The sequence below is a fragment of the Streptomyces sp. NPDC002795 genome, from assembly GCF_042888725.1.
Lineage (GTDB): Bacteria > Actinomycetota > Actinomycetes > Streptomycetales > Streptomycetaceae > Streptomyces.
Genome location: NZ_JBIAQB010000002.1, coordinates 307,532 through 325,000 on the forward strand (window position 1 = coordinate 307,532; position 17,469 = coordinate 325,000).

Consider the following 17,469-nt stretch of genomic DNA (forward strand, 5'->3'; position numbering starts at 1 on the left):
CTACTCGCGCGGCTCTCCCAGCATCCGCTGCAACTGCTCGGCGTCGGTCACCGGCGCGTCGCACACGAAGTGCCGGCACACGTAGGCCGCCTCACGCCCGTCGACGAGCGGCCGGTCGGCCAGCAGCGGAAGTTCGCCGCCGCCCTCCTCGCCCGCCGCGACGACCGCCCCGGGAGCCGTCCCCGTGAGCGCCGCGTGGTGCAGCCGCCCGCCGACCTCCCCCACGACCGCGACCTCCCGCGGCCCGTCGAGCAGCGCCTCGGCGACCGCGAGCCCGTTCCCGATGAACCGCGGCGCCCGCGGGGCGAGCGCCTTGACCACGCCGAGGGCGCGCTCGGCGGCGGTGCGGTGCGGCTCGGAGCCGGTGTGCGCGGCGTACGACAGGAGGGCGCCCGCCGCGGCGGTCCAGCCGGAGGGCGTCGCGTTGTCGGTCGGGTCCTGCGGCCGGCGGATGAGCTGCTCCGCGTCGACGGCGGTGTCGTACAGCGCGCCGCTCTCCGGATCGGTGAACCGGTCGAGGACGTGGTCGAGCAGGAACCCGGCGAACTCAAGCCACACGCCCTCGCCGGTCACGGACGCCAGCGCGAGGAAGCCCTCGGCGACGTCGGCGTAGTCCTCAAGGACGCCCGCGTTGGCACCGGCCCGCCCGTCCTTGCTGGTCCGCGCGAGCCGGGCGAGGGGGTCCATGTGCAGGCGGACGAGCAGGTCGCCCGCGCACACGGCGGCGTCCACGAGGTCCTGCCGGCCGAAGTACGCGCCGGTCTCGGCGAGCGCGGCGACCGCGAGCCCGTTCCACGCGGCGACGACCTTGTCGTCCCGGCCGGGGGCGGGCCGCTCGGCGCGGGCGTCGGACAGCCGCTGCCGGATCCGCTCGATCCGCTCGGCGTCGAACACCTCGTCCCCCTGCGGGAGTTGGAGTACGGAGGCGCCCTCCTCGAAGGTGCCCTCCTCCGTGACGCCGAAGTACCGGGCGGCCAGCTCGCCGTCCGCCTCCCCCAGCACCTCGGTCAACTGCCCCGGCGTCCACACGTAGTACGCGCCCTCGACGTGCTTCCCGCTCGCCGGGTCCTCACTGTCGGCGTCGAGCGCGGACGCGAACCCGCCTTCGTTCGTGCGCAGTTCGCGCACCATGAAGTCGGCGGTCTCCAGGGCGACCCGCTTCGCGAGCTCGCTGCCCGTGGACCGCCACAGGTGCGCGTACGCGCGGCACAGCAGCGCGTTGTCGTACAGCATCTTCTCGAAGTGCGGCACCGTGAACTCCCGGTCCACCGAGTACCGCGCGAACCCGCCCCCGAGCTGGTCGTAGATCCCGCCGCGCGCCATCCGCTCGCACGTGTCGACGGCCATCTGCAACGCGCCCTCGGCGCCGGTGCGCGCGTGGTGCCGCAGCAGGAACTCGATCACCATGGACGGCGGGAACTTGGGCGCGCCGCCGAAGCCGCCGTGCGTCGCGTCGTACTCGCGCGTGAGCCCGAGCAGCGCCTGCGCCAGCTCGTTCTCACCGGGCAACTCCGTGTTCCCGTACGGGAGTTCCCGCGCGGCCAGATCGGCGGTGATCTTCCCGGCGACCTCGGTGACCTCGCCGTGCCGCTCGGTCCAGGCGTCCCGTACGCCGTTCAGGACCTGGGTGAACGAGGGCATGCCGTGGCGCGGCTCGGGCGGGAAGTACGTACCGAAGTAGAACGGCTCGGCGTCCGGGGTGAGGAACACGGTCATGGGCCAGCCGCCCTGGCCGGTGGCGGCCTGCACGGCCTCCATGTAGACGGCGTCGACGTCGGGGCGTTCTTCGCGGTCGACCTTGACGCTGACGAAATTCTCGTTGAGGACGGCGGCGGTGTCCGCGTCCTCGAAGGACTCATGAGCCATCACGTGACACCAGTGGCAACTGGAATACCCGACGCTGAGCAGCACCGGCACCCCGCGCCGCCGCGCCTCCGCGAAGGCCTCGGCCGACCAGGGCCACCAGTCCACCGGGTTGTCGGCGTGCTGGAGGAGGTAGGGGGACGTCTCGTGGGCCAGTCGGTTCGGCATGCCTCCCATCCTCGCTCATCGTGATCCGCGTCGCGTCTCTGATCGCCGGGACCCTCGCGCCGACACCCCATACGCAGCACACTTGACCCCGTACTGTCGCCACCGGAGGGGGACCGAAGATGCGGGACAGCCATCGGGCGGAAGCCGAACGGCTGTTGGCTCGGGCCGTGGAGGAAGAGGTCAGGCGTTCGGGCGGCCGGGCGGACGGGGCCGTGCTGCTGTCGCGGGCGAAGGGCGCGCTCGACGCGATGGGGCGCGGCGCGGCCGAGGAGTACGACGCGTTCACCCGGGCCCTCGACGAGGCCGACGAGGGGCGGATGACGTTCGGGCAGCGGTTCGCCAAGGAGCGCGGGTCAACTCCGCTGATGGTGGCGGGGGTCGGCGCGGTCACCGCGTGCGTGGCGGATCTGATGCTGGGCGCGGGGGCCGGGACGGCCGTGGGCGCGGGTGTCGCCGTGGCCGTGCTCGGTTCCGCCGCGACCGTCGCGAAGGTGACCGCTTCGCATGTGCCGGCCGCGAGCCGCAGCGCCGGGGCGCGCAATCAGCCGGGCGGGCCCGAGCAGCTGCGGTTGCAGTGGCTGACCGCGCTGGAAGTGCGGGGCATCCGGCCGTTCCTCGACCAGCAGCGGGTGCTCGCGGCGAGCACCGGCACGTCGAAGAAGACGGTGGGGCCGCAGCTGCGGCGGACCGACAAGAGCGCGGCCGCGCGACGGCGCAGCGTCCTTGAGCAGTCGTTCGGTCAACTGCCGGAGCCGGAGGGGCCGTTCGCGGGCCGCCGGGTCGCCATGTCGCAGATCGCGCAGTGGGTGCACGCGGCGCGGGCCAGCACCGAGACCCGGCCGACCGTGGTGGTGCTGCACGGGGAGCCGGGCGCGGGGCGCACGACGCTCGCGGTGCGCGCGGCGCACGAGCTGCGGGACCAGTTCCGCGGGGCGTGCGTGGTGGATCTGCGCGGCGACCGGCCCGACGCGCCGCCGCTGCCCACGCGGGACGCCCTGCTGCATCTGCTGAACCGGCTGGGCGCGCCGCGCGAGCAGCTGCTCTTCCGCGAGCGGTCCTCGCAGGAGCAGCAGGTGAAGCGGCTCAGCGAGCTCTATCACCAGCATCTGACCGGGCTTCCCGTGACGATCGTGCTCGACGACGCGGCGAGCGCCGAGCAGGTCCGCACGCTGGTTCCCGAGCGCTCCGACAGCCTCGTCGTCGTCACCTCGCGCGAGCCCCTGGACCTCGGCGACGACACGCCCGCCTGGGTGCACCATCTGCCGGTGCGGCCGCTCGACGCGGCGGGCGCGGAGGAGCTCCTTCGGGAGGCCGCGGAGGACCCGAGCGGTCCCTACGACGCCGAATCCTCGGATGCCGTACGGGAGTTGTGCGGCGGTCTGCCGCTGGCGCTGCGCGTCGCGGGCTCGGCGATCGGCCCGCGCACCACGCGTCAGCTCGCCGCCGACCTGGGCGCGTACGGGCCGGTGGACCCGGTCGAGCGGGTGCTGTGGCTGCGCTACACCGACCAGTCCGAGCAGGGCAGGCGGCTGCTGCGGCGGCTCGCGCTCGCCGGGCGCGCCTCGCTCGGCGCGGCCGCCGCGGCGGCGCTGCTCGCCACCAACACCGCGGAGGCGAAGCGGTATCTGTCGGCGCTCGCGAGCGCCGGGCTCGTCGACCACGTGCGCGGCAGCCGCTACCGCCTGCACGACGTCGTCCGCGCCTTCGCCCAGTCCCGCCTCGCCGACGAGGAGGAGCCCGCGGAGCGCACGGCCGCGCAGGAACGCCTGATCCAGAACTACGCGGACCTGGCCGACTCGGTGATCCGCCTGGTCGACGGCAACATGTCGACGCGCGCGGGCCAGACGGGTCCGCACGGCTTCACGTCCCTGGACGCGGCGCTGCGCTGGCTCGACGACGAGTCGAGCTTCATCACGGCGGCGCTGCGGCACGCGGAGGGCGTCAACCAGGACGCGGTGCTCGACCTGCTCGGCGCCCTGTGCGACTACTGCCTGCTGCGCGGCGACCTCTACCGCCTGGGCGAGATCCAGGAACTGGCCCAGTCCATCGACCAGGGTCTGCTCATGCGCTCGGTGCAGTGGCGCACGGGTATCGCGGCCCGCCAGCTCGGCGAGCTCGACAAGGCGCGTACGACGCTGTCCTCGGTGGTCGACCTCTACCGCGAGGCGCACCACAGGGCGGGCGAGGGCCGCGCGCTGTGCTCCCTCGGCATCACCCTGCATCACCAGGGCCAGCTCACGGAGGCGGCCGGGCGGTTGCGGGAGGCGCTCGATCTCCAGACGACGCCGGAGACGAAGGGTGACCGCGGCTGGACGCTGCACGCGCTCGCGGCGGTCGAGCGGGACCGGGCGAACGTACGCACGTCGCTCGCCCTGCTCACCGACGCGTTCGCCCTGCACCGTGAGAACGAGTCGCTGCACGGTGAGGCGTGGGCGCACTTCCAGCTCGGCCAGCTGTGCCTGCGGATGGGCAACGTGCCGCGTGCGGAGGAGGAGCTGCGGGAGGCGCTCGATCTGTACGGGCAGACCCGCGACGGCCGCGGCCAGGCCTGGGCGCTGACCGAGCTGGCCCGCGCCCGGCTCCTCGACGGCGAGGCGTCGGCCGCGGTCGACGGTCTGCGCCAGGCGGCCTCCCGGCACCGTGAGAACGAGGACGCGCGCGGTGAGGCGTGGACGTACTACTACCTGGGCCAGGCCCTGGAGGAGACCGGCGACCTGGACAAGGCGGTGCGGGAGCTGGAGCGCTCGCGCACGATGTTCTCCCGGATGCGTGACGTGTACGGCCTTGCCTGCGCCCGCCACCACTCGGCGCGCGTCACCCGCGACGAGCGGGCCGCGCAGACAGGTTCGCTGCGCAACTCCGGCTTCGCGCGGCAGCTCCTGGTCGATGCCCGCGCCGACTTCCAGCGCATCGGCGTGCCGCACGGCGAGGGGTGGACGTGTCTGGAGCTCGCGGTGGTCGACGCGGGCAACGCGCGGCTCGCGCAGGCGATGGAGCTGTGCGAAGAGGCGGCGGCCGTCTTCGCGGGGTACGAGGACCGCAGGGGCGAGGACTGGGCGACGTTCCTGCGCTGCACGCTCCTGCCGTACGCCTCTCCCGGCGGCTCGGAGGTGGGCACGGCGGTCGCCCAGGAGGAGCTGTCGCAGCTCGCCGCGGCCACGCATCCGGCCCGCGACGGCAAGCTCGACGACTACGTGGAGGCGTACCAGCTGCTTCTGGAGCGGGGCGTGGATCTGGACGCGGGCTGGCAGGCCTGGCGCCTCGGCATGGTGCCGAGCCGGCACTCACGCGACGTGATGGGCGTCGCCAAGGAGCCACAGCGGTCGTAGGCACAGCGCTCGTAGGCACAGCCGGTCGTAGGCAGCACAACGGCCCCGCGCGCGCTCGTACGCTCTCGTGCGCGGGGCCGACGGCAGGGTTCAGGCGGACGTCTGTCCGGCGTCCTTGCCGCTCGTCGCACCGGCGGGCTCGTCGGACTTCTCCTTGAAGTCGACCTTGCCCATGTGCTTGTTCATCGACTTCATCAGGCCCCAGACCGCGACGGCCATCACGGCGAAGACGATGAAGCCGAGCACGCCCGGAGTCACCTTGTTCTCGTCGACCTCCTTGGCGGCAAGGGGGACGAGATGGGTCAATGCCAGATTCGCGTTCACATCAGGCATTGTGTCGGATGCCCGCGAAGAGGTCGTCCTCGGGGAGGGAGGTATCGACGAGCGACTTCGCGAGCTCGTACTCCTCGGTCGGCCAGACCTCCTGCTGGATGTCCATCGGCACGCGGAACCAGCCGCCGTCGGGGTCGATCTGCGTGGCGTGCGCGATGAGTGCCTTGTCGCGGATCCCGAAGAAGTCGGCGCACGGAACGTGCGTGGTCAGCGTGCGCTCGACCCGCGCGAACTCGTCCCAGCGCTTGAGCCAGTCCCCGTACGGGGACTCCATGCCGCGGTCGAGCAGCGCGTTGTGCAGCGCCTCGGTGCGCTGCCGGTTGAAGCCCTGGTTGTAGTAGAGCTTCTTCGGCTGGTAGACGGGCCCGAACTCGTCCTCGGGGTACTTCTCGGCGTCGGCCGCTCCGTCGAAGGCCACCATCGTGATCTTGTGGGTCATGATGTGGTCGGGGTGCGGGTATCCGCCGTTCTCGTCGTACGTCGTGATGACCTGCGGACGGAACGTGCGGATCTGCTTGACCAGCGCGCCGGCCGCGTGGTCGACGTCCTCCAGGGCGAAGCAGCCCTCCGGCAGCGGCGGCAGCGGGTCGCCCTCGGGCAGGCCGGAGTCGACGAAGCCCAGCCAGTCCTGCTTGACGCCGAGGATCTCGCGCGCCTCGTCCATCTCCTTGCGGCGCACCTCGCGGATGTTCTTCTCGACGAACGCGTCGCCCTGGAGCTTCGGGTTGAGGATGGAGCCGCGTTCGCCGCCCGTGCAGGTCACGACATGCACGTCCACCCCCTCGGACACGTACTTGGCCATCGTGGCCGCGCCCTTCGACGACTCGTCGTCGGGGTGGGCGTGAACGGCCATGAGTCGCAGCTGCTCAGTCAAGACAAGTTCCTCGGTGAGATATGGGGCGCCCAGGTGCCTGGAGTGCAACGGGCAGCTTCTATAGTGACGGAACCGGGGGGTGGAAAATTCCGGTGCCCGTCCAGTTGTCGGGCGACGCGAGAGGAACTGGCCGATGAGCGCCGTGCAGCAGTTGCCCGAGGGCCGATACGGATCCTCGCGCTCCGCCGACGCCCGCGCCGACCGCAAGCTGAAGATCACCGGAATCGTGCTCGGCGTCCTGTTCGCGGCCCTGATGGTCTGGTTCGGCTGGTACTACGTCGTCGGCGGCAGCAAGTTCAGCGGCGAGGTCATCGCCTTCGACGCGAACAAGCACGACGTCCAGGTCCACATGGAGATCCGCAAGGACCCGGACACCACCGGCTACTGCACGATCCGCTCGCAGAGCGAGGACGGCGCCGAGGTGGGCCGCGCCGACTTCCGCTTCGACCAGAAGTCCGAGCGGATCGACAAGGTCGTCACCCTGAAGACCACGGGCGACGGCACGACCGCGGAGCTCCTGGGCTGCCACGCCGACTGATTGTCGATTCGTGGCGGCGAACCGGCGGGCGCTGACCTGGGCCGACGCAACGCTGATGCCTTTTGTCCTCCCCCTTTCACGCCTGAATTGTTAGGCTCGTGGTTTCGCCCACTCAGCAGGGAACATCCTTCTGAGTAGGGCGATGCTTTGTATACCCAGTACCTACGAGGAGCGACCTGTGACCCAGACCAGCGAAGACGTCACCTGGCTGACGCAGGAGGCGTACACCAAGCTCAGGGACGAGCTGGCGTACCTGTCTGGCACCGCGCGCGAGGAGATCACGCAGAAGATCGCCGCGGCGCGCGAGGAGGGCGACCTGCGGGAGAACGGCGGGTACCACGCGGCCAAGGAGGAGCAGGGCAAGCAGGAGCTCCGCATCCGCCAGCTGACCCAGCTCCTGGAGCGGGCCAAGGTCGGCGAGGCGCCGGCGGCGACCGGCGTGGTCGCGCCGGGCATGGTCGTCACGATCGCTTTCGACGGCGACGAGGACGACACCCTGGAGTTCCTGCTCGCTTCGCGCGAGTACGCGAGCAGCGACTTCGAGACGTACTCTCCCCAGTCCCCGCTCGGCACGGGGGTCAACGGCCACAAGGTGGGCGAGGACGTCGACTACGAGCTGCCGAACGGCAAGAAGGCCTCGGTGCGCATCCTCAAGGCGGAGCCCTTCAACGGCTGACGCGCCTTTGGACACATGACGAGGCCCCCGCGGCGCGCACGCTGCGGGGGCCTCGTCATGGTTCAGTCCGCCTTGCGGTACTTGCGCACCGCGAGGGTGCGGAAGACGACGATGATCAGGACGGACCAGATCACCGACGCCCACACCGGATGCTCCATGGGCCACGCGCCGGTCACCGACTTGGGCACACCGGCGATCGTGTTGCCGAAGAGCTCGCGTGCCGCCTGCACCGTGGCGCTGAAGGGGTTCCACTCGGCTACGTACTGAAGGAACTTCGGCATGCCGTTGACCGGGACGAACGCGTTCGAGATGAACGTCAGCGGGAACAGCCAGATCAGGCCGCCCGAGGTCGCCGCCTCCGGGGTGCGCACGCTCAGGCCGATCAGGGCGCCGATCCAGGTGAACGCGTAGCCGAGCAGCAGGAGCAGGGCGAAACCGGCCAGTACCTTGCCGATGTTCTCGTGGGTGCGCCAGCCGACGAGCAGCGCCACCACCGCGAGCACGGCCAGCGTCACGGCCGTCTGTACGAGGTCGGCGAAGGTGCGGCCCGTCAGCACCGCGCCGCGTGCCATCGGCAGCGACCGGAACCGGTCGATGAGGCCCTTGTGCATGTCATCGGCGATGCCCGCGCCCGCGCCCGCCGTGGCGAACGTGACGGTCTGCGCGAAGATGCCCGCCATCAGGAATTCCTTGTAGGCACCGGCACTGACCCCGGCGCCCGGGATGGCGATCGAGCCGCCGAAGACGTACGTGAACAGGACCACGAACATCACCGGCTGGATGATCCCGAAGAGGATCATCTCGGGGATCCGGGTCATCCTGATCAGGTTCCGCTTGCCGATGACCAGGGAGTCGTTCCAGGCGCTCATTTCTTCGCCTCCTTCGTCTCCTCGGCGGCATCGGCCGTATCGGCCTCCTCCGCGACATGGCCGGTCAGCGAGATGAACACGTCGTCCAGGGTCGGGCGGCGCAGGCCGATGTCGTCGATCTCGATGCCGCGCGCGTCCAGGTCGCGGATGACCTCCGCGAGGAGCTTCGCGCCGCCGGTGACCGGGACGGTCAGCTTGCGGGTGTGCTCGGCGACGGTGGTCTCGCCCTTGCCGAAGCCGGCCAGGACCTCCCGGGCGGCGTCGATGTGCTCCGGCTCGTGCACCACGACCTCGACGCGCTCGCCGCCGGTCTGCGCCTTGAGCTGGTCGGCGGTGCCGCGGGCGATGACGCGGCCGTGGTCCACGACGCAGATGTCGTGCGCCAGGTGGTCGGCCTCTTCCAGGTACTGGGTCGTGAGCAGCAGCGTCGTACCGCCCGCGACCAACTCCTGGATCACTTCCCAGAGTTGCTGCCGGTTGTGCGGGTCCAGACCCGTCGTCGGCTCGTCCATGAACATCACCGGCGGGGACACGACGAGCGCGGCCGCGAGGTCGAGCCTGCGGCGCATGCCGCCGGAGTACGTCTTGGAGGGGCGGTCGGCGGCGTCCGCGAGGTTGAAGCGCTCGAGGAGTTCGACGGCCCGCTTCTTGGCGTCCTTCTTGGACAGCTGGTAGAGCTGCCCGACCATCTGCAGGTTCTCGCGCCCTGTCAGATATTCGTCGACCGCGGCGAACTGGCCCGACAGGCCGATGGAGCGCCGCACTTCGTTCGGATTCTTCAGTACGTCGATACCCGCGACGACCGCCTTGCCGCTGTCCGGCGTGAGCAGGGTCGTCAGGCAGCGCACGGCCGTCGTCTTCCCCGCCCCGTTCGGCCCCAGCAGGCCGAGGACCGTGCCCTCCGGTACGTCCAGATCGACGCCGTCCAGAGCCCTTACGTCGCCGAAGGTCTTCACCAGACCTTCGGCGTAGATGGCGCCTGGCATGCCGTTCCCCCAGTGTGTGGACTGATACCTGACTGACTACCTATGTGAGGAAAGTGTAAATTTGTCGGGCTCCCCGCGCCCGCCAAGAAGTGAAGCGCGCCACACACTAACGCGATGTATCGCGTACCGCCATGGAATTACTCGATGACCGTGTAGCCCGCCTCCCGCAGCGCCGCGCCGACCTCTGTGCAGTGCGCGGGACCCTTGGTCTCCAGGTGCAGCTCCACCTCCGCCTCCGTGAGCCCGAGCCGCGGATCGGTCCGTACGTGGCTCACGTCGGTGACGTTGGCGTCGACCACTGACAACACCTGGAGGAGCGTGGCCAGGGCGCCGGGGCGGTCGGTCAGGCGAAGGCGCAGCGAGAGGTAGCGGCCCGCGGCGGCCAGGCCGTGGGTGAGGACGCGCTGCATCAGGAGCGGGTCGATATTGCCGCCGGACAGCAGCGCGACGACCGGGCCCTCGAAGGCTCCGGGCTCGCTGAGGAGCGCCGCCACGGGGCTCGCGCCCGCGGGCTCGACGACCAGCTTGGCGCGTTCGAGGCAGAGCAGCAGGGCGCTGGACAGCGCGTCCTCCGAGACGGTGCGGACGTCGTCGACCAGGCCCGAGACGAGCTCGAACGGGACGTCGCCGGGCCGCCCCACCTTGATCCCGTCGGCCATCGTCGACGGGGACGGGATCGCGATCGGATGCCCGGCGGCCAGCGAGGGCGGGTACGCGGCCGCGCCCGCCGCCTGCACTCCGATCACCTTCACGTCGGGCCGCAGCGCCTTCACCGCGACCGCGATGCCGGCCGCGAGTCCGCCACCGCCGACGCCGACCAGGATGGTCCGCACCTCCGGGCACTGCTCCAGGATCTCCAGGCCGAGCGTGCCCTGGCCCGCGACGACGTCCGGGTGGTCGAAGGGGTGGATGAACACCGCCCCGGTCTCCTCCGCGTACCGCTGCGCCGCTTCGAGGGTCTCGTCGACCACCTGGCCGTGCAGCCGGACCTCGGCGCCGTACCCGCGGGTCGCGGCGACCTTCGGCAGGGGCGCGCCGACGGGCATGAACACCGTGGAGCGCACGCCGAGGAGCGAGGAGGCGAGGGCCACGCCCTGCGCGTGGTTGCCCGCGCTCGCGGCCACGACCCCGGCGGCCCGCTCCTCGGGAAGCAGGCCCGCGATCCGTACGTAGGCGCCGCGCAGCTTGAAGGATCCGGTGCGCTGGAGGTTCTCGCATTTGAGGTGGACCGGCGTCCCGGCCAGCTGGGACAGATGGTGACTGTGCGCCATCGACGTCACCCGTGCCACCCCGGAAAGCATCTTCTGGGCGCCGCGGACGTCGTCGAGGGTCACCGCGGGCGTCGGGGTCGGCAAGTAGTCAGACGCGCTGTTGCTCATGACGAAAGTCTTGCAGCTCACGGCGTACGCCTCTCGGGATGCTCACGCTGCGAGACCGGATTGCGCGCGGCCGGTACGGCCAGCGCTTTCGCCGCGTACCCTGTGGGCCAATCCAGTGCAATCCACCACCCACGCATGAAGTGAGCCCCCGGCCATGCCCACACCACAGGAAACGATGGACATGACGACCGCTGGTGACCCCGGCCTCCTCGAAACGCTCCAGCACGAGGTGGCGGTCTTCGCCCGCCGCGCCGAACAGACCCGGCTCGGCGGGGTCGGGCAGGTGCGCAATTCGATGGACCGAGCGGCGTATCTGCTGCTCAACCGCCTCGACAAGGAAGGCCCGATGGGCGTCAAGGCGCTCGCGTCGAGCATGGGGATCGACTCCTCGACGGTGACCCGCCAGGTCGCCCCGCTCGTCGACACGGGGCTCGTCAAGCGCACCTCTCACCCTGAGGACGGACGTGCGGTGGTGTTGCAGCTGTCGCCGCGCGGTGCGGCGCGGCTCGACGAGGTGCGCACGTCCAGGCAGGAATTGATGGCGCAGTTGACGCAGGAGTGGGAGCCGCAGGAGCGCGAGCAGTTCTGCGCGCTCCTCGCACGCTTCAATTCCGCGCTCTCCGCGCGCCACGGCCAGCCGACGCCGCCCGCCGACTCCTGACGGTCCCCGGGCACACCGGTACGGCATGAGCGGCTCCCGCCTCTTGACCAGGGAGCCGCGGTCGGCCTCATATGAAGGGTGCGTCAACGGCAGGCGTTGCAGGACGCCCGCCGGGCCCGTGAGTTCGAGGCGTTCGTCGCGGGCGCGGCCGGGCGGCTGCTGCGTGCCGCGACGCTCCTTACGGGGGAACCGCCGGAGGACAACCCGCGCGCGCGAAAGCTGCTCACGGCCGCCCTCGGCCGAACGTATGCCTCCTGGGACCGCCTTCGGGGTGAGGATCCCTACGACTGCGCGCGCACGGAACTGGCCGCCCGGTTCGCCCGCGGCGCATGGCGCCGGCACCGCGCGCGTGGCGGTGCGTTGGGGCGGCTCAGCCCGCAGGAGCGGCTCGTCCTCGTACTGCGGCTCTTCGAAGGGGTCGGCGAGGAGCAGACCGCGTCACTGCTCGGGCTGCCCGCGGAGCGCGTCCGCGCCGTGCACGCGCGGGCGACGGCCCTCGTCCTGCACCCGCCGCGCGGCCCCGCGCCCGCCGAACTGCGGGGGGCGGCCCCGGCATGAGTCTCCAGGAGCGCAATGAGGCGGCCGTGCGTGCCGTGCTCGACAGCGGGCCCGCGCCCGTGGTGCCGGCGGAGCTGTGCGCGGACGCGATGCGCAGGGGCGGCCGTGCGCGCAAGCGGCGCCGGGTGGCGTGGCGGCTGCTGTGGTTCGTGCTGGTCGTCGCCGTCGTCGCGTTCGTCGTGTGGGCGACGGTCGAGCGGCCGTGGGTGGAGCCGCCCTCGAAGACGACTCCACAGCTGACCGGTTGGTGACCTGCTTCTTGGTGGCCTACTTCTTGTCGAGCGCCTGCTGGAGGTCCGCGAGCAGGTCGTCGGCCGACTCGATGCCCACGGAGAGGCGTACGAGGTCGGCGGGGACCTCCAGGGCGGAGCCCGCGACGGAGGCGTGCGTCATCCGGCCGGGGTGTTCGACGAGGGACTCGACGCCGCCGAGGGACTCGCCCAGCGTGAAGAGCTTCGCCCGGTCGCAGACCTCGACGGCGGCCTCCTCACCGCCCTCGACCTGGAAGGACACCATGCCGCCGAACGCCTTCATCTGCTTCGCCGCGATCTCGTGCCCGGGGTGCTCGGGCAGGCCCGGGTAGAGCACCTTCGTGACCCGCGGGTGGCGGGAGAGCATGTCGGCGACGCGGGTCGCGTTCTCGCTGTGCCGGTCCATGCGGACGGGCAGCGTCTTGATGCCGCGCAGCACCAGCCAGGCGTCGAAGGGCCCGGCGATCGCGCCCATCGCGTTCTGGTGGAACGTGAGCTCGTCGGCGAGGGCGTCGTCGTTGACGACGAGCGCGCCGCCGACCACGTCCGAGTGACCGCCCATGTACTTGGTCGTCGAGTGGACGACGACGTCGGCGCCGAGCGCGAGCGGCTGCTGGAGGTAGGGGCTGGCGAACGTGTTGTCGACGACCAGCTTGACCCCGGCCTCGCGGGCGACCTGGGCGACGGCGGCGATGTCGGTGATGCCGAGGAGCGGGTTGGAGGGCGTCTCCACCCACACGGCCTTGGTCAGCGGGGTGATCGCGGCGCGCACCGACTCGACGTCGCTGGTGTCCGCCACCGAGAACTCGACGCCCCACCGCGTCACGACCTTCGCGAACAGCCGGAACGTGCCGCCGTACGCGTCGTTCGGGATGACCACGTGGTCGCCGGGGCTGAGCAGCGTACGCAGCAGGCAGTCCTCGGCGGCGAGTCCGGAGGCGAAGGCGAGGCCGCGCCGGCCGCCCTCAAGGGCGGCGAGGTTCTCTTCCAGGGCGGTACGTGTCGGGTTGGCGCTGCGGCTGTACTCGTAGCCGCCGCGCAGGCCGCCCACGCCGTCCTGCTTGTACGTGGAGACCTGGTAGATCGGCGGGACGACGGCTCCGGTGACGGGGTCGGCCGTGTTGCCGGCGTGGATGGCGGTGGTCTCGAAGCCGCGCGGGGTGCTGCCGCTGTGGCTGTGCGTGTCGCTCATGGCGCCCGAGCGTAGGCGCTCGGGCGCGCGGAGGTGGCGCGCAGCGCCCTTTTGCCGCCGCCCCGGTCGGGAACCCGGTGCCGGACCGGCACGTTAGCGTTGTTGATATGGGAATTCTCTGGGGGCTGATGGCCGCGGTCATGATCGGGCTCGTGGTGTCGCAGTTGCTGCGCCACCGCGGCGGAATTCGGCAGGTCGCTCCGGGGTCGCCGGACGCCGCCGACCCGGCCGACTACGGGTTCATGCTTCAGGAGGACCTGGACGTCAGGCTCCCGGGTCCCGACCAGGACCTGCTCGACGTGATGTCGGTCGTGCAGCGGAATCAGGACTTCACCGCCGCCGCCCAACTGCTCGCCGGGACCGGCAAGGAGACCGAGACCCGGTGGGAGCGCGTGCAGGCGGTCGCGGGCGCCGCGGCCCTTGAGGCCCAGCAGACGCCGCGGCTCGGTGCCGGGTGGCTGCACGCGTGGCGGTCGCAGCAGCCGAAGGACGCGGGCGGGGCGCAGGTCTTCGCCGAGTTCCTGGTGCAGCAGGCGTGGCGCGGCGGCGGTACTCCCGACGAGCAGCGGATCGTCCTGGAAGAGGCGCGCAATGCCTGTGACCAGGCGGCGCTGCTCGCTCCCGGCGATCCCGTCCCGCACATCACGCATCTCGCCGTCGCGCGTGGACTCGGCTATTCGCAGGCCGAGTTCGAGCAGCTGTGGCTGAAGATCCTCGACACCGCGCCGGGACACATGGGCGCGCATCTGGCAGGCCTGCGGTACTGGACGGAGAAGTGGCACGGCTCGCGCGAGCAGGCCTTCTCGTTCGCCGAGGCCGCCGCCGCGCGTGCGCCGCGCGGTTCGCTGCTCGCGGCGCTGCCGCTGTTCGCGCTGTACGAGCACGTGCCCGAGGTGAACCTGGTGCGCGGCTTCTACGAGAGCGAGGTCGTCACGAAGGCCCTGCACGGGGCCCTGTTCGCGGTGCACTCCGCGCGCCGCGACGATCCGATGCTCGCGCACGTCCGGCACCTGCTGGTGTTCTTCCTGGTGCGCAGCGAGCGCTGGTCCGAGGCGATGCAGCAGCTGGTGCATGTCGACGGGCACGTGGGCGCGATCCCGTGGACCGCCGAGCCGGACCCGGCGGCCTCGTACGCGGTGTACCGGGCGCTCGCCGTCGCCGGTTACGAGGCGAACGGCGGAAGCCCGGCGACGCTGCGGCACTGATCCCCTCCGGGGCCTGCCGGAACCGCTGATCAGCCGGCCGCGCGCATGGCGGCCGCCGTGCGCGCCGCGTCGTACGACTCCGGGACGCCCTCCAGGAACACCAGGCTGCCGGGCAGGTGGTCGGTGCGCAGCGGGAGGATCTCCTGGTAGGCGGGGGACGCGTACCAGGCGTGGGCCGCCTCCAGGTCGGGGAATTCGACCATCACGATGTTGCCGAGCGGCTTCCCCTCCACCCACTCCCCCTGCGTGCCGTGGACCAGGAATCGGCCCCCGTACGGAGTGAACGTGGACTGGACGCGCTCGATGTACGTGAGGACGTCGGGGTGCGGCGCACCGGGCGTGGTGCCGAGTACGGCGATCGCGTAGGCGGTCATGGGAAAGCCCTCCCTCGGGTCCGACAGGATCTGGTCCGGGTTACGGGTTCGATCCTGCCGGGGCCCGGGGAGGGCGGCCATGACCTCTCAGGTCATGAAAGTGGTACAGGCGCTCAGATGGTCGCCGCGTCGATCACGAAGCGGTAGCGCACGTCCGAGCCGAGGACCCGCTCGTACGCCTCGTTGACCTGGCTCGCCTCGATCAGTTCGATCTCGGCGCCGAGGCCGTGCTCCGCGCAGAAGTCGAGCATCTCCTGGGTCTCGGCGATGCCGCCGATCATGGAGCCGGCGAGCACCTTGTTGCCGCCGATGAGGGAGAACAGGTTGAGCGCGATCGGCTCCTCGGGGGCGCCGACGTTGACGAGCGCGCCGCCCGTCTTCAGCAGGCCGAGGTAGGCGCCGAAGTCCACCTGCGCGGAGACCGTGGAGAGGATGACGTCGAAGGTGCCCGCGAGCTCCTCGAAGGTCTTCGGGTCGCTGGTCGCGTAGTAGTGGTCCGCGCCCAGCTTCAGGCCATCGTCCTTCTTGCGCAGCGACTGCGACAGGACGGTGACCTCCGCGCCGAGCGCGTGCGCGATCTTGACGCCCATGTGGCCGAGGCCACCGAGGCCGACGATCGCGACCTTCTTGCCGGGGCCGGCGCCCCAGTGCTTCAGCGGGGAGTACGTGGTGATGCCGGCGCACAGCAGCGGCGCGGCCACATCGAGCGCGAGGCCCTCGGGGATGCCGACGACGAAGCCCTCGGTGACGACGACCTGCTGCGAGTAGCCGCCGTAGGTGGGCTCGCCGTCCTTGCCGACGGCGTTGTACGTCTGGACGTTGCCCTGGACGCAGTGCTGTTCCTGGCCGGAGCGGCACGGCTCGCACTCACCGCAGGAGTCGACCATGCAGCCGACGCCGACCCTGTCGCCGACCTTGAACTTGGTGACGCCCGCGCCGACGGCCTCCACGACACCGGCGATCTCGTGCCCCGGCACCATCGGGAAGATGGCCTCGCCCCAGCCCTCGCGGACCTGGTGGATGTCGGAGTGACAGATTCCGGCGAACTTGATGTCGATCAGTACGTCGTGCTCGCCGACGGTGCGGCGTTCGATGGTGGTGCGCTCCAGCGGGGCCTTGGCGCTGGGAGCGGCGTATGCGGCAACAGTCGTGGTCATGGCTCCAAGCCTGCTCCCGGCCCACCCGGATCACCAAAGAGTACGCAGGTCACCGCTTTGCGTACGTTCAGTGGTCCTACTACTGGCGGGGTCAGGCTCCCGGTCGTACGACCGGGAATACTGGACAGCATGGACGAGAACGATGCGGCCGGGGAACCGGCGGCGGACCGCCCGGACCACCTGGACCGGCGCGCCGAGCTGAGCGAGTTCCTGCGCACCCGGCGGGCCCGGCTCAAGCCCGAGGACGTGGGGCTCGCCTCGATGGGGCGGCACCGGCGGGTGCCGGGCCTGCGGCGCGAGGAGCTGGCGCAGCTCGCCGGGGTCTCGGTCGCGTACTACACGCGCCTGGAGCAGGGCAACGGGCGCAATGTGTCGGCGGAGGTGCTCGACGCGATCGCGCGCGCCCTGCGGCTCAGCGACACCGAGCACGCCCACCTCGTCCACCTGGCAAGGCCGACGCGGCAGCGCCGCAAGCACCCGGCGCCCAAGCGGCAGCAGCAGGTGCGGCCCGCGCTGCGCCACCTGCTCGACTCGCTGGAGGGCGTGCCCGCCTACATCGGCGGGGCGCGCTCGGACATCCTCGCCTGGAACCGGATGGCGGCGGCGCTGTTCGGCGACTGGGGACGCATGCCGCGCGCGGAGCGGAACTGGGCGCGGCTCACGTTCCTGAACCCGGACTACCGGGAGCTGTTCATCGACTGGGACTCCAAGGCGACCGACATGGTCAGCTTTCTGCGGCTGTACGCGGGACGCAACCCCGAGGACCCGGAGCTGTCGGCGCTGGTCGGCGAACTCTCCGTCAAGAGCGAGGAGTTCAGGCGGCTGTGGGCCACGCACGACGTGAAGGAGAAGGGCCACGGCGTCAAGCGGATGCGGCACCCCCTGGTGGGTGAACTGACGCTCGCGTACGAGACGTTGCACTTGCCGGACGATGACGGGCAGTTCTTGTCCGTGTATCACGCGGAGGCGGGGACCGCGTCGGCGGAGGGGTTGCGGTTGCTGGCGAGTTGGGGTGTGGATGACTCGTTGCGGGCGAAGTTGTAGACGTCGCGGGGC

The 17,469-nt window shown here is 71.2% G+C and carries 17 protein-coding genes; 8 read left to right on the forward strand and 9 right to left on the reverse strand.

What is annotated here, in order from left to right:
* On the reverse strand, positions 1–2,031 hold the full coding sequence (locus ACFYWS_RS05910) for a thioredoxin domain-containing protein (RefSeq protein WP_389269995.1): 2,031 nt from the start codon (positions 2,029–2,031) through the stop codon (positions 1–3).
* A 119-nt stretch (positions 2,032–2,150) separates the two neighbouring features.
* Between ACFYWS_RS05910 and ACFYWS_RS05915 the strand changes: the two genes are divergently transcribed.
* Complete coding sequence (locus ACFYWS_RS05915; RefSeq protein WP_389269997.1) at positions 2,151–5,360, forward strand: tetratricopeptide repeat protein; 3,210 nt, start codon at positions 2,151–2,153, stop codon at positions 5,358–5,360.
* Between the two features lie 90 nt (positions 5,361–5,450).
* Here ACFYWS_RS05915 and ACFYWS_RS05920 read toward each other — a convergent pair whose 3' ends face one another.
* Positions 5,451–5,693: a hypothetical protein gene (locus ACFYWS_RS05920; protein ID WP_326018707.1), complete on the reverse strand. Its 243-nt coding sequence runs from the start codon at positions 5,691–5,693 to the stop codon at positions 5,451–5,453.
* Positions 5,686–6,567, reverse strand: coding sequence for a mycothiol conjugate amidase Mca (gene mca, locus ACFYWS_RS05925; RefSeq protein WP_389269999.1), 882 nt, complete (start codon positions 6,565–6,567; stop codon positions 5,686–5,688). The genes ACFYWS_RS05920 and mca overlap by 8 nt, the downstream gene beginning before the upstream one ends.
* 133 nt (positions 6,568–6,700) lie before the next feature.
* On the opposite strand from mca, the gene ACFYWS_RS05930 reads away from it, so the two are divergent.
* Both ACFYWS_RS05930 and greA read left to right on the forward strand, forming a co-directional pair.
* A complete protein-coding gene (locus ACFYWS_RS05930; protein WP_389270001.1) occupies positions 6,701–7,105 on the forward strand; it encodes a DUF4307 domain-containing protein in 405 nt (134 codons plus the stop codon).
* Positions 7,106–7,283: 178 nt separating this feature from the next.
* A complete protein-coding gene (gene greA, locus ACFYWS_RS05935; protein ID WP_389270003.1) occupies positions 7,284–7,781 on the forward strand; it encodes a transcription elongation factor GreA in 498 nt (165 codons plus the stop codon).
* Positions 7,782–7,843: 62 nt separating this feature from the next.
* On the opposite strand, the gene ACFYWS_RS05940 is transcribed toward greA, so the two are convergent.
* From ACFYWS_RS05940 to ilvA, 3 genes are all read right to left on the reverse strand, one after another.
* A complete protein-coding gene (locus ACFYWS_RS05940) occupies positions 7,844–8,650 on the reverse strand; it encodes an ABC transporter permease (protein ID WP_389270005.1) in 807 nt (268 codons plus the stop codon).
* On the reverse strand, positions 8,647–9,636 hold the full coding sequence (locus ACFYWS_RS05945) for an ATP-binding cassette domain-containing protein (protein WP_389270007.1): 990 nt from the start codon (positions 9,634–9,636) through the stop codon (positions 8,647–8,649). Before ACFYWS_RS05945 ends, ACFYWS_RS05940 begins: the two co-directional genes overlap by 4 nt.
* Positions 9,637–9,773: 137 nt before the next feature.
* The gene (ilvA, locus tag ACFYWS_RS05950; protein ID WP_389270009.1) at positions 9,774–11,015 is read right to left on the reverse strand and encodes a threonine ammonia-lyase; all 1,242 of its coding nucleotides are present in this window, start codon (positions 11,013–11,015) and stop codon (positions 9,774–9,776) included.
* A gap of 175 nt (positions 11,016–11,190) precedes the next feature.
* Here ilvA and ACFYWS_RS05955 point away from each other — a divergent pair, with 175 nt between their 5' ends.
* The 3 genes from ACFYWS_RS05955 (at position 11,191) to ACFYWS_RS05965 (ending at position 12,485) form a co-directional block, all read left to right on the forward strand.
* On the forward strand, positions 11,191–11,676 hold the full coding sequence (locus ACFYWS_RS05955) for a MarR family winged helix-turn-helix transcriptional regulator (RefSeq protein ID WP_266718819.1): 486 nt from the start codon (positions 11,191–11,193) through the stop codon (positions 11,674–11,676).
* A gap of 78 nt (positions 11,677–11,754) precedes the next feature.
* On the forward strand, positions 11,755–12,234 hold the full coding sequence (locus tag ACFYWS_RS05960; protein WP_389270011.1) for a sigma factor-like helix-turn-helix DNA-binding protein: 480 nt from the start codon (positions 11,755–11,757) through the stop codon (positions 12,232–12,234).
* Positions 12,231–12,485 (forward strand): hypothetical protein, encoded by a 255-nt coding sequence (locus tag ACFYWS_RS05965; RefSeq protein ID WP_389270013.1) that lies wholly within the window; start codon positions 12,231–12,233, stop codon positions 12,483–12,485. Before ACFYWS_RS05960 ends, ACFYWS_RS05965 begins: the two co-directional genes overlap by 4 nt.
* Positions 12,486–12,501: 16 nt before the next feature.
* On the opposite strand, the gene ACFYWS_RS05970 is transcribed toward ACFYWS_RS05965, so the two are convergent.
* A complete protein-coding gene (locus ACFYWS_RS05970; RefSeq protein ID WP_389270015.1) occupies positions 12,502–13,677 on the reverse strand; it encodes a cystathionine gamma-synthase in 1,176 nt (391 codons plus the stop codon).
* 107 nt (positions 13,678–13,784) lie between these two features.
* Between ACFYWS_RS05970 and ACFYWS_RS05975 the strand changes: the two genes are divergently transcribed.
* Positions 13,785–14,882 (forward strand): hypothetical protein, encoded by a 1,098-nt coding sequence (locus tag ACFYWS_RS05975; RefSeq protein ID WP_389270017.1) that lies wholly within the window; start codon positions 13,785–13,787, stop codon positions 14,880–14,882.
* Between the two features lie 29 nt (positions 14,883–14,911).
* Here ACFYWS_RS05975 and ACFYWS_RS05980 read toward each other — a convergent pair whose 3' ends face one another.
* Positions 14,912–15,256, reverse strand: coding sequence for a DUF1330 domain-containing protein (locus ACFYWS_RS05980; RefSeq protein ID WP_389270019.1), 345 nt, complete (start codon positions 15,254–15,256; stop codon positions 14,912–14,914).
* Between the two features lie 113 nt (positions 15,257–15,369).
* Positions 15,370–16,413: an NAD(P)-dependent alcohol dehydrogenase gene (locus ACFYWS_RS05985; protein WP_389270021.1), complete on the reverse strand. Its 1,044-nt coding sequence runs from the start codon at positions 16,411–16,413 to the stop codon at positions 15,370–15,372.
* Positions 16,414–16,542: 129 nt separating this feature from the next.
* Between ACFYWS_RS05985 and ACFYWS_RS05990 the strand changes: the two genes are divergently transcribed.
* Positions 16,543–17,457 (forward strand): helix-turn-helix domain-containing protein, encoded by a 915-nt coding sequence (locus tag ACFYWS_RS05990; RefSeq protein WP_389270023.1) that lies wholly within the window; start codon positions 16,543–16,545, stop codon positions 17,455–17,457.
* The last annotated feature ends 12 nt before the right edge of the window (positions 17,458–17,469 follow it).

Coding starts and splice junctions, on each gene's coding strand:
- ACFYWS_RS05910 (WP_389269995.1), bottom strand. CDS start 2,031: ATGCCGAACCGACTGGCCCACGAGACGTCCCCCTACCTCCTCCAGCAC.
- ACFYWS_RS05915 (WP_389269997.1), top strand. CDS start 2,151: ATGCGGGACAGCCATCGGGCGGAAGCCGAACGGCTGTTGGCTCGGGCC.
- ACFYWS_RS05920 (WP_326018707.1), bottom strand. CDS start 5,693: ATGCCTGATGTGAACGCGAATCTGGCATTGACCCATCTCGTCCCCCTT.
- ACFYWS_RS05930 (WP_389270001.1), top strand. CDS start 6,701: ATGAGCGCCGTGCAGCAGTTGCCCGAGGGCCGATACGGATCCTCGCGC.
- ACFYWS_RS05940 (WP_389270005.1), bottom strand. CDS start 8,650: ATGAGCGCCTGGAACGACTCCCTGGTCATCGGCAAGCGGAACCTGATC.
- ACFYWS_RS05945 (WP_389270007.1), bottom strand. CDS start 9,636: ATGCCAGGCGCCATCTACGCCGAAGGTCTGGTGAAGACCTTCGGCGAC.
- ilvA (WP_389270009.1), bottom strand. CDS start 11,015: ATGAGCAACAGCGCGTCTGACTACTTGCCGACCCCGACGCCCGCGGTG.
- ACFYWS_RS05955 (WP_266718819.1), top strand. CDS start 11,191: ATGGACATGACGACCGCTGGTGACCCCGGCCTCCTCGAAACGCTCCAG.
- ACFYWS_RS05965 (WP_389270013.1), top strand. CDS start 12,231: ATGAGTCTCCAGGAGCGCAATGAGGCGGCCGTGCGTGCCGTGCTCGAC.
- ACFYWS_RS05970 (WP_389270015.1), bottom strand. CDS start 13,677: ATGAGCGACACGCACAGCCACAGCGGCAGCACCCCGCGCGGCTTCGAG.
- ACFYWS_RS05975 (WP_389270017.1), top strand. CDS start 13,785: ATGGGAATTCTCTGGGGGCTGATGGCCGCGGTCATGATCGGGCTCGTG.
- ACFYWS_RS05980 (WP_389270019.1), bottom strand. CDS start 15,256: ATGACCGCCTACGCGATCGCCGTACTCGGCACCACGCCCGGTGCGCCG.
- ACFYWS_RS05985 (WP_389270021.1), bottom strand. CDS start 16,413: ATGACCACGACTGTTGCCGCATACGCCGCTCCCAGCGCCAAGGCCCCG.
- ACFYWS_RS05990 (WP_389270023.1), top strand. CDS start 16,543: ATGGACGAGAACGATGCGGCCGGGGAACCGGCGGCGGACCGCCCGGAC.